The sequence below is a fragment of the Ligilactobacillus sp. WC1T17 genome (genome assembly GCA_900110005.1).
GTDB lineage: Bacteria > Bacillota > Bacilli > Lactobacillales > Lactobacillaceae > Ligilactobacillus > Ligilactobacillus ruminis_A.
The window spans coordinates 1-15888 of the sequence record FOCC01000013.1; the positions used below are offsets into that span (position 1 = coordinate 1).

General features: G+C 39.5%; 13 protein-coding genes, 2 pseudogenes and 1 other annotated feature. Of the genes and pseudogenes, 7 read left to right on the plus strand and 8 right to left on the minus strand.

Annotation, left to right across the window (positions count from 1 at the left end; genetic code table 11):
• Positions 1-120: 120 nt before the first annotated feature.
• From BMX26_RS07890 to BMX26_RS07905, 4 genes and pseudogenes are all read left to right on the plus strand, one after another.
• Positions 121-318: pseudogene (locus BMX26_RS07890) on the plus strand (transposase); the annotation flags it as partial.
• A 280-nt stretch (positions 319-598) separates the two neighbouring features.
• Positions 599-1381 carry a nicotinamide riboside transporter PnuC gene (pnuC, locus tag BMX26_RS07895; protein ID WP_075530890.1) on the plus strand — a complete coding sequence of 261 codons (783 nt, stop codon included), beginning with the start codon at positions 599-601 and terminating at the stop codon, positions 1379-1381.
• A gap of 1 nt (position 1382) precedes the next feature.
• Positions 1383-2459 (plus strand): AAA family ATPase, encoded by a 1077-nt coding sequence (locus BMX26_RS07900; RefSeq protein ID WP_075530891.1) that lies wholly within the window; start codon positions 1383-1385, stop codon positions 2457-2459.
• 23 nt (positions 2460-2482) lie between these two features.
• Positions 2483-3232 (plus strand): NUDIX domain-containing protein, encoded by a 750-nt coding sequence (locus BMX26_RS07905; protein WP_075530892.1) that lies wholly within the window; start codon positions 2483-2485, stop codon positions 3230-3232.
• Between the two features lie 34 nt (positions 3233-3266).
• On the opposite strand, the gene BMX26_RS07910 is transcribed toward BMX26_RS07905, so the two are convergent.
• The 5 genes and pseudogenes from BMX26_RS07910 to BMX26_RS07930 all read right to left on the minus strand — a co-directional run bounded on the left by BMX26_RS07910 (position 3267) and on the right by BMX26_RS07930 (position 9347).
• Positions 3267-4910, minus strand: coding sequence for an APC family permease (locus tag BMX26_RS07910; RefSeq protein ID WP_075530893.1), 1644 nt, complete (start codon positions 4908-4910; stop codon positions 3267-3269).
• A 335-nt stretch (positions 4911-5245) separates the two neighbouring features.
• Positions 5246-5341 (minus strand): annotated as a pseudogene (locus BMX26_RS07915) (alcohol dehydrogenase); the annotation flags it as partial.
• Between the two features lie 2 nt (positions 5342-5343).
• Entirely contained in the window at positions 5344-5742 is a 399-nt protein-coding gene (gene tnpA / locus BMX26_RS07920) for an IS200/IS605 family transposase (protein WP_075530894.1), read from the minus strand.
• Positions 5743-5941: 199 nt separating this feature from the next.
• The gene (gene nhaC, locus BMX26_RS07925; protein ID WP_075530895.1) at positions 5942-7321 is read right to left on the minus strand and encodes a Na+/H+ antiporter NhaC; all 1380 of its coding nucleotides are present in this window, start codon (positions 7319-7321) and stop codon (positions 5942-5944) included.
• A 394-nt stretch (positions 7322-7715) separates the two neighbouring features.
• Positions 7716-9347, minus strand: a complete 1632-nt coding sequence (locus tag BMX26_RS07930; protein ID WP_075530896.1) for a peptide ABC transporter substrate-binding protein — start codon at positions 9345-9347, stop codon at positions 7716-7718.
• A 47-nt stretch (positions 9348-9394) separates the two neighbouring features.
• Positions 9395-9606, minus strand: a binding site (T-box leader).
• Positions 9607-9858: 252 nt separating this feature from the next.
• On the opposite strand from BMX26_RS07930, the gene BMX26_RS07935 reads away from it, so the two are divergent.
• The gene (locus BMX26_RS07935; protein ID WP_075530897.1) at positions 9859-10221 is read left to right on the plus strand and encodes a hypothetical protein; all 363 of its coding nucleotides are present in this window, start codon (positions 9859-9861) and stop codon (positions 10219-10221) included.
• A 332-nt stretch (positions 10222-10553) separates the two neighbouring features.
• Positions 10554-11138 (plus strand): HD domain-containing protein, encoded by a 585-nt coding sequence (locus tag BMX26_RS07945; protein WP_075530899.1) that lies wholly within the window; start codon positions 10554-10556, stop codon positions 11136-11138.
• A 430-nt stretch (positions 11139-11568) separates the two neighbouring features.
• On the opposite strand, the gene BMX26_RS07950 is transcribed toward BMX26_RS07945, so the two are convergent.
• The 3 genes from BMX26_RS07950 to BMX26_RS07960 all read right to left on the minus strand — a co-directional run bounded on the left by BMX26_RS07950 (position 11569) and on the right by BMX26_RS07960 (position 14198).
• Positions 11569-12339, minus strand: a complete 771-nt coding sequence (locus tag BMX26_RS07950) for a dimethylarginine dimethylaminohydrolase family protein (RefSeq protein ID WP_075530900.1) — start codon at positions 12337-12339, stop codon at positions 11569-11571.
• A gap of 108 nt (positions 12340-12447) precedes the next feature.
• A complete protein-coding gene (cysK, locus tag BMX26_RS07955) occupies positions 12448-13368 on the minus strand; it encodes a cysteine synthase A (RefSeq protein ID WP_075530901.1) in 921 nt (306 codons plus the stop codon).
• Positions 13365-14198, minus strand: a complete 834-nt coding sequence (locus BMX26_RS07960) for a homoserine O-acetyltransferase/O-succinyltransferase family protein (protein ID WP_075530902.1) — start codon at positions 14196-14198, stop codon at positions 13365-13367. The genes cysK and BMX26_RS07960 overlap by 4 nt, the downstream gene beginning before the upstream one ends.
• A 368-nt stretch (positions 14199-14566) precedes the next feature.
• Between BMX26_RS07960 and BMX26_RS07965 the strand changes: the two genes are divergently transcribed.
• Positions 14567-15697: an AI-2E family transporter gene (locus tag BMX26_RS07965; RefSeq protein WP_075530903.1), complete on the plus strand. Its 1131-nt coding sequence runs from the start codon at positions 14567-14569 to the stop codon at positions 15695-15697.
• Positions 15698-15888: the final 191 nt, after the last annotated feature.

Consider the following 15888-nt stretch of genomic DNA (forward strand, 5'->3'; position numbering starts at 1 on the left):
CAGTATATGCTGAAACATATCTGCGTTTACCATCTTTATTAGTCTCTCTTAACTCGTGCTTTTCTTCATATTCAGTTCCATATTCTACTTGGCTAGTTTTATATGGATCCACTTTAATAAGGAGCGTCAGCTAGAATATGGTTTAAACAATATCCTGAAACTAAAAAATTATTGTGGGGTGGACATTTATGGTCGCCTAGTTATTATATGGGGACTTTAGGTGATATGAGTAAAGACGTTGTAGAAAAATATATTGAATCGCAGTATACAGAAGCTATGAGAAGGCAACTTAAAGGCTATTATGGTAAAAATAGATAAGACAGTTTGGCGGGCCTGACCCCTGATTAAAATCAGAGGTCAAGCCCGTTTTATAATCAAAACTCATGGAATTTCACCTTACTCGGCCATATTGATGGTGCCACAAAGCAAAGCATGCAGTTTTTTTTAGGTAAAGGTGATGTTTCGGTTACTTTTTCCAAGTAAAAAAAGCTTTGCCTTTTTATCTCAAAGTGATATAATTTCATTAATCTCGTTTTGAGATAAATAACTAGGAGGGTTGTCCATTCGCCTCCCTAAAAACAAAGGAGATTTTTCTATTATGGAAAACGTCAAACAACAAAACTATCTCGGTCACTTAGCTTCAGGAATGAAAGAGGTCTTATCCTTAAAGAATAACATTCATGATGTGGTGACTTTGACTACGACTTCTAAAGGTATGATGACCGTGATGCTCTTAAGTCAGCTTGTGGCCTTTATCTTGGGCAAATCTTTTGACCTGATGGGCTGGATTGGTCTGATTACCGGTATTTCAGCCATCATGAACCTGATTTTAGTTGATCAAGGCCGCTTAACCAACTACTCTTGGGGTATTTTACAATGTGCCGTGTGGTTTGTTGTTGCTATTAATAACCGTTTAGTCGGCGATATGTTCAGTCAAGGCTTTTATTTCTTAATGCAATTTGTCGGGGTTTCCATTTGGCATCGCGACATTGCTAAAGATGCCGTCATTGAAGGCGACACAGCTGAATTAAAAGCTAAAAAAATGTCCAAACTTACTGCTTTATTGACCGTTTTGGGTACCATTATCGTCTACTTTATCGTGTTATTTGTCAGTCTGAAGGCTAACGGTTCTAATCCTTACATTGACGCCGCTTTGCTTCCTTTAGGCATTGCCGGTCAAATTTTGATGACTTACGGCTACCGCTCACAATGGATTGTTTGGCTTATCTTGGACGCAATCAATATTGAAGTCTGGGCCGTTCAATTGAGCAACGGCGGTGCTGCAGCCTTCTCCATGTTTATTTTACAAATTGTGATGTTTATCAATGCCGTTTACGGCGCTTACTTATGGTTTAAACCGCAAGAAAATAAGGTGGCTTAAAATGCTTGAAAATAAACAGCCTCAATATAATGAAATAGCTCGTCATGCCCAAAAAATCGGCCTGATTAACGGATATTTCGCCCCATTTTGCCAAAGTCATTACCAAATGGTCATTAAGTCTTTGTGCGAAAATGATTTGACCCTTGTTATCGGCTATGATGATATTCCAAGCGCTTTGGCTCGCCAGATACGTCATTTAAAGACTTTCTTTCAAAATGAGCCGAGCGTTTTTGTCGCCGGTCAACCATTTCCGATAACTAAAAATTTAGCTGCCATCCCGCAATTGCTGGCCAAAGCTCAAGTTAATTTAAACCAACTGCGGCAATTAACTTGGTACACCGCAAAAACAAGCGAAGAAGACCTTATTTTAGCTAATTTGAAGCAAGCACCAAAAACTTTGGCAAACAAAATTAACCTGGTCAAATCAGCCTGGACAGGCCTTGACCCTAAAAAGATTCAAGCCAATCCCTTTAAATATTTTGACCAAATTACCAAACCTTTTAGAGCGGACTATGTCAAAAAAATCGCCTTTATCGGTGCTCCTTCCACCGGGAAGACGACCTTAATCCGCCGGTTGGCCCAAAGCTTCAACGCCAGTTTTTCCGAAGAGACCGCGCGTGATTTGGAAGTCAGCTTGGCCATTAATGATGATGACTTAACCGTTGATGATTACCGCTTTTTTGTCACCTCCCAACATGAGGTAAACCAAAAAGCTGTTTTGCATTCAACCAACGGCTTAGCCTTTTTAGACACAACACCGTTAGCAACGGCCGTATATGCCAAGCTTTACTTGACTGAAAATCAATACCAAAGTTTAAAACCGCTCTTTGACTACTATATTAACTTAGAACCGCTTGATTTGATTATTGCCACTAAACCGACCGGAATTTTTGCCCTTGATGGCGGCCGGTCTGAAGAATGGGCTGATGATGGTCTGCGCTTTTTTGAAGAATTAAAACGTCAAGCGCAAATGTACCATCTTTCCGACCGATTTGTCGCTTTAGACACGATTGGACCTGATTATAGCTTTTATGACCGCTACTGTGATACGACCGCTAAAATCAAAAATATTTTATAACATCGTTTTAAAGGAGTTTTTTTATGCAATTTGCTAGTAAAGAAGAAGAACGCTACTATTATGAACAAGTTGCATCGCAAAAAGAATTCTTAACCTGGTATAAAAGGCAGGATTTACCTAATTATCCCAAGCCCAGTGTGGCTGTGGATATTATTACCCTTCGCTATAACCGCGAACTAAAAAAAGTCGAAGTCTTATTAGTTCAGCGCAATAAAAATCCTTGGCGTAATAAATGGGCTTTAGTCGGCGGCTTTTTGCAGCCTTATGAAGACTTAAAAGAAGCCGGCATCCGCAAGATTAAGGAAGAAACCAACCTGGCCTTAAAAAAGGAGCAATTCAAACTTCTCTCCCCTTGGTCTTCACCAAAACGTGATCCCCGAGGCTGGGTGATTTCCTGTCCTTTGCTCGTCGAACTTTCTCCCAAAGATGAAACGGTTGATTTATCCGCCGAAGCTCACAAATATCACTACCACTGGTATGCTTTAGCTGAGCTTTCTGAAGTTGACTTTGCTTCTGATCATGGCCAAATTCTCAGCTATGCCCTGGAAACCTTAACAACCCGCTTGCAGACCCAAGGTTTAAGTGCCATGGAACAACTTTTAGGCGTCTTTACCATGAAAGATTTGCAAGTCATCTTAGAGCAGCTGCTCAATAAAAAGATTCATTATAGCAACCTCAAGCGGACCTTTCAAGACCAGCTTGAATTAGCTGCACCCCCGCGGTTAAAAAAACATGTTGGTCGCACGCCGGCATATTTTAAAGTTAAAAAATAAAAGCTCAATCCCTAATAGGGATTGAGCTTTTTTATTAGATATCCATCTCAATTTTATAAGGCTTATCGCCTGGCTTCCTGCGGCCAATCAGCCAAACAGCTAATAAAGCGGCTACTGCTTCAACAACAATCATCCAAATACGTCCTGGAATTTTGGTACCGCCCAGCCAAACATCAACCATAATTGACCCTAAGACTAAGCCGATAATCCACCGCCATTGATATTTGTCAAAAGCATAACCGTATTCATCTTCACGTCGTCTGATATTTGGCAAGATAACGCCAAGTCCAACTAAAACAACAATTGAAACAATATTAATAACTAATTCATACCACCATGTGCTGGAGAATTGCTTAACATCTTGCGGAGCAATCCCTAAAACCGTAGCCACAGCTGTTACCACCAGTAAAATCAAGCCGGCCAGCCAAGCAAGTTTGTCATTTTTAATGAAGACATATTCTGACTTATACTTGGCAGCATCCTTACCGCGAATGCGCATGAAGGAATAGAAAATCCAACATGTTACCGCAGGGGAAATAATCCCGTTAAGATTTAACAGCCAGTTAAAGACATCGTTCATTTCCGGTAAGAAAACACCTAAAACCATAATAAAGCCGCTTAAAAAGACCGTTAAGGCATAGCCATTAACAGGAAGGCCCTGAGCATTAGTCTTCTTTAAGAACTTCGGCATATACTTGTCACCGGTATCGCTGATCAGCATCCGCGTCATCGCATCCAATAAGACCGCCATCAAAGCCACATTAAAGGCCAGTGAGCACCAAGCATAGATATAAACCAAACTCTTGCCAATTCCAAATTGTTCACCCATAGCTCCAAAGACATAATATTCACCATTCATCTTCAAGTCGTTAGGCATATGGTTAGCATCAATGTAAATACCTAAGGCAATAGACCCAAAGAAGGTCAAAAAGACCGTCATGAAGGCCAGCATAATCATCGCTTTAGGAAATTCAGTTTGCGGATGGCGCATTCTAGTAACGTAAGGTGCAATCAATTCACACCCGTTAACTGCATAAATTAACATCCCGACCGTTGAAAAATATTTAAGGTCAAATTTAGGGATGATGGTATCAACTGAAAAAGTACTTGCAGTATGTCCACCTGACATAAAAAGGCCGACAAAAGCCATCAAGACAAATAAAATAGTCATCCCAAACATCGCAATCCCGCCAATATCAGACAAGACTTCCAAAGAATTTTTGAAACGGTGTGAAACAAGCACTACGAGCAAGAATAAAATAAAGGAAATCAAGGTAAACATTGGTGTCGAGATTACGCTGGTATCTTCAAATTTATCAGTACCTGTTAAGCCCCAGCCAATGTCAACTAAGAAGCAGTTAGCCGTATCGATAACATAAGGAATCGAAGCAGCCCAATAAGTCCAAGCCGTAAAATAGCCTAAAAATTCGCCGTCAGTTCCGCGCACCCATGAAGAAAGGCCTCCCCCTTCATGATTGAAGACTGAGCCCAGTTGACCAACCATCAGCGCGTATGGAATCACATAAAAGAACACCATGATAACCCAAGAAGTTAAAACTGACATCCCTTGGTTTTGGAAATTATACATGATATCTTCCAAACCGATAACTGTAACAAACGCCATCATTGCAAGCGTCGGCCAAGTAATATACTTGCCCTTAAAATTTAATTCATCCATTTTCTATCTCCTTTTGCTTTTTAGTGACTACCAGCCTGAAAAGCAGGAGATTTATTTAATGATTGCACAAGCTTTCTCCTTAAAAAAATTTAAAAGTTACAATTAATTTTACTATAGAAACAGGCTTTTTTTCAAAAAAATACAATCTTTTCATGAAAAAGCCGCCTTTTTAAGCCAATATTTACGTAGTTTTATGAAAACGTCCGCTATTTGGTCTCTGAACAGTTGGCTGGAAGTTATTTTTTCAAAAAAAAGACCGCTTCTTCGTTCCACACAAAAAAGCAGTCTTCATTCAAACTTTATTTAGCAGCTACTACCAATAATGATTTGATAGCCTAACGGTTGCTCATCGCATCATAAGCTGCTTGAACATGGTCTAGATCAAATTTTTGCGTAAAGACTTTTCCAGGGTGAATTTCTCCTTTTAAAACCATTATTTTTGACCCTGCCTTTCAATATATTGTTTGATTACGTCAATTGAAACTCCGCCAGTGGAAATTAAACAGTAGCTTTTAGTCCAAAAAGCTTCCTTCCACAAATATTGACGTATTTCAGGATAGTTCTTTTTAACCAGTCTTGAACTAACTGATTTATATGCATTAATGAATTTAGCAGGGGCGATTTGGGGAGTACATTTAAAAAGTACATTAACATGGTCTTTATCATGATTCCACTCTACTAATTCAACACCATAAGTGATGCCTATCCGTTCAAACGTAGCTCTTAAGTATCCCGATATTTCATCAGATATCACTTTTCTGCGGTACTTTATCACCATTACAAGATGATAATTAATTGAATATACCGAATGTTGATTTTTGTCCAATTCCATTGTGTTTATCACCTTTTACAATTTATGCACTAATTATAATATCTGATTTTATAATATCTGATTTAAAACGAATCAAGAAAAAAGAAGCGCCGAGTGCTTCAAAAGAGGCGATTCATCCCCAACTTATAGAAGTGGGGGCATTCTCGCCCCTTTAGGGTAAATTAGCAGTCATGCAAGCTAGCATACCGTAAACGCATAGCTACTTGGGCGCTGACGTTTGCCGCTTTAAGCCAATACCTAAAATTCCTGATAAAATAGAAAAAAGGGGTGATGACCAGGCAAAGACCGTAAAAGGCAAAAAGGCTAGTACTGACACACCCAAAGTCGAAGCGGCAAAAGATGCAGCAACGCCCCAGGGAACCAGGTAGTTGATAACCGATCCGCCGTCCTCTAACACCCGACTTTGTGCCAAGGGATCAAGTCCAAGCTTTTTGAAAGCCGGTTTAAAGGCATTTCCCGGTAAAATCACTGATAAATATTGTTCACCGACAAATAAATTAACCCCGATTCCTGCCAAAATAGCCACGATAATCAACTGGCCGGGACGGGTTAACTTTTTAACTACCGGCGACATTGCCTCTTCAATCACGCCCAACCGCATCAAAATGCCGCCTAAAGCCAAAGTCATAATGATTAATGCCACCGTTGACATCATACTATCGATTCCGCCGCGAGAAAGCAAAGCATCAACCGTACGGTTTCCTGTTTGCGCTACAAATCCGCTTTGAATCAGGGTCGTCATCTTCTTTAAGCTAAAATGAGGGTTTTTTAGCCAAATCATTCCTCCGGCAATGGCAATATTTAAAAATAAAGTCGGAATTGCCGGTATTTTCTTCCAAGCACAAATAAACATCAAGCATACCGGCAAGGCGGCCCACCAGGAAATCGTAAAGTTTTGTCTTAACACATCCACCGTAACATTAATATTTTTAAAATTTAAATCTTGCCCGCTCATGCCTAGTGCTAAAAAAGCGACGAGAGAAACGATAAAAGCTGGGATTGTCGTCCACAACATATTTTTAATATGAGCAAATAAATCAGACCCCGCCACCGCTGAAGCTAAATTAGTCGAATCAGATAAAGGCGACATCTTGTCCCCAAAAATTGCCCCGGAAATAATGGCGCCTGCTACCAAAGCTGAATTCATCTGCAAGGTTTCACCCATGCCAAACAAGGCTAAGCCAATGGTAGAAATCGTGGTAAAGCCACTGCCAATCGCCACCCCGACCAAAGCACATACAATGAAGACCGAGGGAACAAAAAAATGGGCATTCACTAATTTAAAGCCTAAAACCATCAAACTTGGAATAATGCCGGCTTGAATCCACACCGCAATGAGCGTCCCGATTAATAAAAATAAAAACAGCGGTACAATGGCCGTTTTAACTCCATCTTCAATTCCTGCCATTAATTCTTTAGCGGGAATCTTTTTGATAGCGGCAAATAAAAAAAGCAAACCTGTCACACTTAACACTGGAACTTGGGGTGATAAACCAAAAGCAATCACACTCAGCCCCAAAATTAACATCATCAAACCTAAAATCGCAACTGCTTCAATAAAATTAACTCTCTTATTCATATCTTTTTTCCTTTCTTTGTTCCAAGTAACTGCCACTTGGTTTGACAGGCTTTTTTCATCCGCTCCACCTCCAAAACAAAAAAGTCCTGGCTGACAAAATGTCAACCAGGACGTGTGACCGCGGTACCACCCAGCTTTAAGCTAAAAACTTCTCTTGCTAATTGATAACGGCATTAGCCCAAGCCCGCTGAGTACCTAACGTCTGTATTTGGCTTTCCTCCCCCTGACCGGTTCGCATCATCCACCGGCTTTCTGACTCCCAAGGTTGGCGCTACTTTTCGACGACTCAATTAATATGTTCATATACTAGCATTAAGCTTTAGGCCTGTCAATTATTTTTGTGAAATCAATTAAATTATTCAAATTATTTTTTCATTTATTATTATGGATAACGCTACTTTGAAATTGACGCTGTCTTAAAATCGTAAGGACAGCCGGTTGGATTGTACAAAACATTTTTGACGCTGGTCCGCAAAAGTTGTGGCTTAGCTACTTGATACAAAGGAATAGTCCCCTGCGTAGCCATCAACACTTTTTCAGCAGCGACTAATCTTTCCCAACGCTTTTGAGGCTGGTTACCGTATTTATTTTCAGCTTCATCCAACAAACGGTCAAATTCGTTGTCATTATAGCCACTATTATTGTAACTGGAATCTTTTTCAAAAATATCTAAGAAGTTAATCGGATCAGCCAAGATAGCCTGCCAGTTCTTGAGGGTCATCTCATAATCTTTTTTGCCCTGCTTAGTAATTAATTGGGTATAGGGAATGGTTTGAACTTCAACATTTAAGCCCGGTAATTTTGCTAAGCTGCTCTGCAAAAAGGCCGCAACTTTTTTAGCACTATCTGTATCCGAAGCTGACAAGGTCACTGTCAGGGAACTAATTCCTTCTTCTTTCAAACCTTCTTGCCACAACTGTTTTGCTTTTTTAAGGTTGTAGCTGACAGCTGATTTGTCGTAAGCTTCATCTTGAAAAGCCTGCTTTGTCTTAGGATTATAACCCATCCCTGAAGGAACAAAGCCCTTAGCCGGTGTAGAGCCGTCTTGTAAGATATTATTCGTCAAAGAGTTGCGATTGATAGCTAAAGAAATAGCGCGTCTGATTTTAAGGTTGGTGAAAGCTTTGACTTTATTTTGATTTAATTCCAGTCTTGATAAGGCTGACGCTTTTCTTTGATGGTAAGCGGCATTCTGCTGGTTGGCCTTGACTTGCGAGCCTGTCAGCAGGGTTTCATCGGTTTCTTTAGCCTGATATAGGTTATAAGAAGTCGTTGTGCTTTCAGTTACTAATTCATTAATCTTGGTTAAATGTACCTTTTTTTGATCCCAATAGGTTTTATTTTTAACCAAGGTCCATTTCTTATTAGACCCCGTCCACTTCGTCAAACGATATGGTCCGTTAAAAACAAGATACTTAGCCTGGGTCCCGTATTTGTCGCCATACTTAGCTACAGCCTGTTTATTTTGCGGAAAGAACAGTGGAAAAGCTAGCAGCCGCTTAAAATAAGATACCGGTCTGGTCAACGTTATCTGAAGATGGTATTTAGAAATGGCTTTGACACCTAAAGTATTAACGGCTTTTTGACCAAGATTGATTTCTTTAGCGTTTTTAATCTGATAAAGATAAAAAGCCATCGAAGCTTTCGTCTTAGGGTTAACCGTTCGCCGGTGAGCATAGACAAAGTCTTTAGCCGTCACCGGCTGGCCATTTGACCATTTGGCATTTTTGCGCAAGGTAAAATCATAGACTTTGCCTCCTTGCGAAATTTTCGTCTTAACGGCTAAAGCCGGTTTGGGATTTTGCTTTTTATCCAACCGGTATAAACCTTCTTGCGTATTCAAAAGCGTATTAAAAGATGTCGTATCGGTCGCCAAAGAAGGATCTTGTGTTGCAATCGCTGTTGATTCCGTCCAATTAAGCACTTGCTTGGTTTTATTTTGACTATCATTTTGTTTAGAGCAAGCTGCCAACAGGGTAACGCTGGCTAAACCTGCTAAAACAGCACTGGTTTTTTTTAACTTCATCTATAATTCCTCCCATAAAAAAGTCCCTAAAGACAATCGTCATTGTCTTTAGGGACGTTAATTCCAACGTGGTACCACCCAAATTCGCTAAAAAGCCTTATGCCTAAGCATTCCATGTAACGCATGTCTGCGTGCGGGGTTCAGCTTTTTACCCCGCATTGCTCCAAGACCATCTTCCCTACTTCCAAACATCGCTTCTCAGCTTAGCGCGACTCTCTGGGCTTTGAGCCATAGGTACTCATCTTTTCATTGCACATTAATATATTATGAATATAATTTAACACTCAGCTCATTCACTTGCAAGAATTTTTCGAAAAAAATTAAAAAAATATCTGTTACAATGGAATGTAACGATATTACTAAATTGAGGATGTAACATGATAAAAAACATTATAATCTTTTTTTAGTCCCTATTGCTGTACTTTTAGTCATACTTTTCCTTTTTGGTCAGCAATTTTGGCAACTTTCTCTTGCTAATTTTACCTTAACTGATAAGGTAACGCCTAAATTTATGCAGTTAGTCTTCCTTAAAGAACTATTTTTATTAGCCAAAAATGTGCTTTTAATCTTTTTGGGCTTTTTATTTGCTAAAGAAAAAAATTTCCGCTATGTCAGAGTGGTTAAATTATGGCTCTTAGCAGTAGCTGTAAGTTTTAGCCTTCAAATTATTCTTGTCTGCTTAAATAAAACCTTTACCTTTAACAGCGTCTATGCCACTGTTTTTCCCATCCTCAAAGGAACTTATTACCTGGGAACAGGTACATTATTAGGGCTTTTGCTGTGGAGCTTTAGCCAAGAATGGCTGCTTAATTTGTCTTGGGCCAAGCTGATTTTTCTTTTAACCATCATCATCGGCCTGCCAAATGTCTTTTAAGTTGACCCGCTTAAATTGTTAAATGGCAATGGCTTGCTTTTTGGCACCTTTTTGTTTTTAGCCGGCAGTCTAATCAGCACTAAAAAACCGCTTAATAAAAAATGGGCTTTGGCTCTTACCATATGCGGCAGCGGCAGTTATTTTATCCTCAATTATTGGATGCCTTATATTTCTCATGATGTCCACAGCAATTATCAACTCATGCAATACGATTTAACGGCCGGAAAACAATATCTTTTACAGGATAAAAATTTTAGTAAATAACAAAAAAAGACTTTCTTAAAAGAAAGTCTTTTTTCGTGCTATAATGCAAATAAAACGAGGTTGTAACGATGGATGAACGTTTACAAAAACAAATTGACTTTATCTTAGAAATCGACAAATCTAAAAATATCTTACGCCAAACGCATTTAACCCATCACGGGCGCCGCGAAAACGACGCTGAACATGCTTGGCACATGGCTATTATGGCCTACTTATTGCAAGAATATTCCAACGAAAAAATCGATGTGGCCAAAGTGATGCTGATGCTGTTAATCCATGATTTAGTTGAAATTGATGCTGGTGATACCTATGCCTATGATAATGATGGCCTTAAAACCCAGGCTAGCCGCGAAAAAAAGGCTGAAGACCGGCTTTTTTCTATGCTGCCAGCTGATCAAGGCCAAGTGTTAAAAGCTTTATTTGAAGAATTCAACGCGGAACAAACTCCGGAAGCTAAATTCGCTCGGGTGATGGATAATTTTCAGCCATTATTGTTAAATAACAGCAATGACGGCATGGATTGGACTGGTCATGATATCAGCGCCAACCAAGTTTACGGCCGACAAAACCGCTCTCGCCCAGGATCTGAAAAACTCTTCCAAATAACCAATCAAATTATCAAAGAAAATATCCAAAAAGAAAAACTCAAATAATTAAAAAAGACGCTAAAAAGCGTCTTTTTTAATTAGGCAAAATATTCTAAAATCAGCTTAGCTATTTCTTGATAGTGGCTTTCTAAAACAAAATGTCCCCATCTAATGCCACTACTTTAGTTTGTGAGTCATCTTTTTCAAAAGCTTTAGCTCCCTCAAAAACAAAGCTTGGATTATTTTTGCCCCAGACTACTAATAGTTTAGGCTGGAAATTTTATATAATTTAACATTTGTCTGGTAGTCAAAAATTAAATCCGACTGCCGGCCAACATTATCCGTTTGGTAGAAAATAACCAAAGATGTGCCCTTTTGCCATGCTTTTTGACTGCCAAATACCAGCTGCAGCCGATTTCAAATATTAATTATCAAGTAACCTTCAATTTGGATAAACAGTAGTAAAAAAGACCAGCTCTTAGCCGGTCTTTTTTATTTAAAAACGCAAAGAAAGACAGGTTAAACTGCCGTCAATCTTGCGAAATTCACTACAATCCATTAATTTAACCGGATAACCCAGATCAGTAATAATTTTTAACGTGGTTGGATATCCTTTGGGCACAATGACAACCCCATTAATATTTAAACTATTAATCGCATAAACCTCTTCTGGTGGAATAACAAAGCGGTTATATTGCTGGAAAGCCTCAATTTGATTCATTTTAGCGGTCACCAGCATATTGCCATCTTCTAAGTAAATGGCAAAATCTTTCAAATGCAATCCTTCAGTGACAGGTACCGTTGATGACGTATAGCTAAATTTGGTGACAATTTCATTGAATTGCGCTGCACCTTGAGCGTTAGTTCGATCAGACAAGCCCACGTAAAAATGGTTGCCTACCCGCATCACGTCGCCGCCTTCAAGGGTTCCAGGCGCCTTAATCTTAAATATTTGATCATCAGCATAAAATTGCTTAATCGTTGGCAGGATTTCATTTTTTTCACCATTGCGCGAAGGACGGGCTGGGTTGGTGATAATGGCGCATTTTTCCATCACCACAGCAGGATCTTCAACAAAGCAGGAATCAGGATACTGGTCAAGGGCCGGAAGTTCCGTAACTGCTAAACCAAGTTCTTTGAGAATGGAGACATAAGTGTTATGTTCAGCAATAGCTTTTTCATAAATCGGCTTGCCCTCAGCCGTATAAGTGGTAATACCATCAATCATTGTCTTAGCTGGCTGTCTTGTAATTGCTTTTGTAAACATAAAAAATCCTCCTTACGCTTTTTGTATGCGGTTTCATTATACACCGTTTGGCCCTCAAATGGTACTTGCTAGCAAAAAAGGCTTTGGCAAAAGCCAAAACCTTTTTACTTAATCAGCTAACTGGATAAGATCTGTTGAAAGATAACGATCACCGCCATCAGGCGCAACCGTCACCACTGTATGTCCTGCTCCCAATTCCTTGGCTAAGTTTAAGGCACCATAGATATTGGCGCCCGCCGAAATTCCTGGTAAAAAGCCTTCTCTAGCTGCCACTTGCCGGGCTGTCTGTAAGGCTTTTTCGCTTTCTACTTCAACAATGCCGTCATATAAAGTCTGATCCAAAACATCGGGTACAAAGCCTGCGGAAATGCCTTGAATCTTATGCTTACCACCATGTCCTTCTTTTAACACCGGTGATTCGGCCGGTTCCAAAGCGTAAACTTTGGTGCTGCTATCGGCTTTTTTAAGCGCATGACCAACCCCAGTCAAGGTCCCGCCAGTCCCGACACCTGCGATAAAAGCATCAATTTTAGTTCCTTTTAAATCAGCCAAAATTTCTTGCCCTGTGGTTTGTTCATGAATTTGCGGGTTAGCTTGATTTTCAAACTGCATCGGCATAAACCAGCCGTTTTCTTTAACCAAGCTTTCAGCCTTGGCAATTGAGCCCTTCATTCCTTGGGCACCAGGTGTTAATACCAGCTTAGCCCCATAGCCGGCCATCAATTTGCGGCGTTCAATACTCATCGTTTCAGGCATCACAATGACGACTTTGTAGCCTTTAGCAGCTCCCACCGCCGCTAATCCAATGCCTGTGTTACCTGAAGTTGGTTCAACAATGGTAGCGCCCGCTTGAAGCTTGCCTTGTTTTTCAGCTTCTTCAATCATTGCTAAAGCAATCCGGTCTTTGATAGATCCGGCTGGATTGAAAAATTCCAATTTCACAAAAACATCAGCACTATCACTTGGTGTGTGTAATTTAAATAAAGGTGTCTTGCCAATTAAGTCTGTTACGGATTCATATACTGTCATTTTAATTTCCTCGTTTCTTTAATTTGATATAGCCAGTTGTTAAAAAAGTTACGCTGGGTATTTTTCCAGCTAAAAGTCGGCTGTCCGTTTAAGTTGTAATAATTTTTAGGCTGGGCCAAGTGCTCTCTTTGTGCGACCTTAGCCTGCCATTCGCGTTCATATTCACTTTTTAAAGCATTGCGTCCATATTCTAAATGGGCAAATAAAAAGGTTCGTCTTTGCGGGCGATCTTCTAATAAGAACAAGCATCCTTTTTCACTGCGGGCAATTTCAACCACCCCGGCTTGCAAAAAAGCCTGACGGTCCATTTCGGCGTAACGTGCATGGGGAGCAAAAAAAGTTTTCCCCATCCCATTTAACAAAGGACTATTATTTACCACCTTGTGGGCCTGAATGCCAAAAACTTTTTTGGGCAAAGCATGTTTATGGACACCATAAAAATGATACCCCGCTGCCATTGCTCCCCAGCAGACGTATAACTGCCAAATGTGCTGCTGGTCTAAAAAGTCCATTAAAACTGTCAATTCATCCCAATAATCAACTTCTTCAAATGCCAGCTGCTCAACCGGAGCGCCTGTGATAATAAAGCCATCCAAATCTTTGACTTTATTTAAATCAAGCGGTTCTAGCATAGTGCTCACATCTTTGGGAACTGGACGATTACGATAATGGCTTACGGGATAAAAAAAGCGTAATTCAACGGGTGTTTGAGTGTTCGTTAAAACATTTGTGAACCGATTTTTGGTATCTTTTTTATCATGCATAATATTTAAAATACCTATCTTTAGCTTCGTCATTACACCATCACTTACATCGTTGGACTTCTTCATTCATCAAATCATCCTTTCTATCTCAAATTAAAGAAAAAAGCTTGCAGTCCCCATGACTGCAAGCTTTTTACCTAGATATATATACCTAGTTATGCTGGAGTTTTAGTCATGCAGGATATACCAAAAAACATGTTACCAAAGCAACATGGACAACAAGTATTAACTTTTTGGTTTAACATCGTAAACATGACTTTACTCCCTTTCTCTAGTTGATATGCGTATTATATCCGGCTTGCTTACTTTTTGTCAAGAAATATGTTTTGCCATTTCATCCAGCAATCTTCAGTGAAAATTTTCTGAAATAATATAGCTTTTTTATCATTAAAAAAAGTGCATATGCTATAATGAAATATCATGGAGGTGAGTTTTTGAAAAAAATCTTGCGTAAACGCGATATTCAATTCGCCAGTGTACTCTTCCTACTTTTTTTAGCTGTTACCTACTGGTCAAGTATCGTCAAATTTTTAGGTACCCTGATTTCAGAAGGTAAAGCTTTGCTAATCGGGTGTGTCATTGCTTATATCGTCAACCTTATCTTAAAGCAATATGAGCATTTATATACTAACTTATTCAAGCCGCAGCCGTTGACTAAATTAAAGCGTCCTTTGTGCCTTTTGTTAGCATATGCCTCAATCATCGTGATTGTGGCCTTGCTTTTGCAAGTGGTCGTGCCTGAGCTGATTCAATGTATTCAATTGCTTTTTTCTAATAATAAAGATAGTGCTATCTATAAGCTTATCCGCTATTTAGAAAATAACAGTCTTTTTAAAGAGGCTTGGCAAAAAATTGATCTTGAAAAGCTCGCAAAAAATTTCACCCAAAATGATTTGATTAAAGATAACAAAAACTGGACTAAATATCTGTCAACCCTTAAAAGTGCCGCTTCAACGGTGGGTTCAATCTTAACTACCACCGTAGTTGCCATCTTCTTTTCTGTATACGTCTTGTTATTTAAAGAAAAAGTCGGCAGTGAATTCAACAAAGTTATGGATGCTTACCTGCCTAAAAAAGTCGAAAATCATCTTAAATATGTTATCGGCGTCTTTGATAACAGCTATAGCAGCTACATTACCGGCCAATTTAAAGATGCTATCTTACTTGGTATCATGTGCTTTATCGGCATGTCCATTTTCCGCTTCCCTTATGCAGCCATGGTTTCAGCCGTCATTTCATTTACGGCTTTGATTCCTATTATCGGTGCTATCTTAGGGGCTACAGTTGGCTTTATCGTAATTTTTGCGACATCACCATTTAAAGCCTTGATGTTTTTGGTCTTTATCGTGGTCTTGCAGCAAATCGACAACAGAATTACCTACCCGCTGGTGGTCGGTAAATCCTTGGGACTGCCAAGTATTTGGGTCTTTACTGCTGTGATGATTGGCGGCGGTCTTTCCGGAATCATTGGGATGATGGTGACAGTGCCGTTATTTGCCGCTCTTTATCAATTAATTAAAGACGACGTTAAGCGCCGCAAAGAAAAACTACCTATAGAAGAATAAAAATAACCGAGACTTTCAGCGCGTCTCGGTTATTTTATTTAAAATTTAAAATCACTTTCCATAAAACCCCTCTCTTTGCGACAGCTTCCAAGGCTTGATTGATGTCTTCAAACAAGTTAAACTTTAAAAACAATCCCCAATAGCTTTAAGAATTGGGGGTGCTTTTTTTAAGCCATGCTAAGATTGACTTG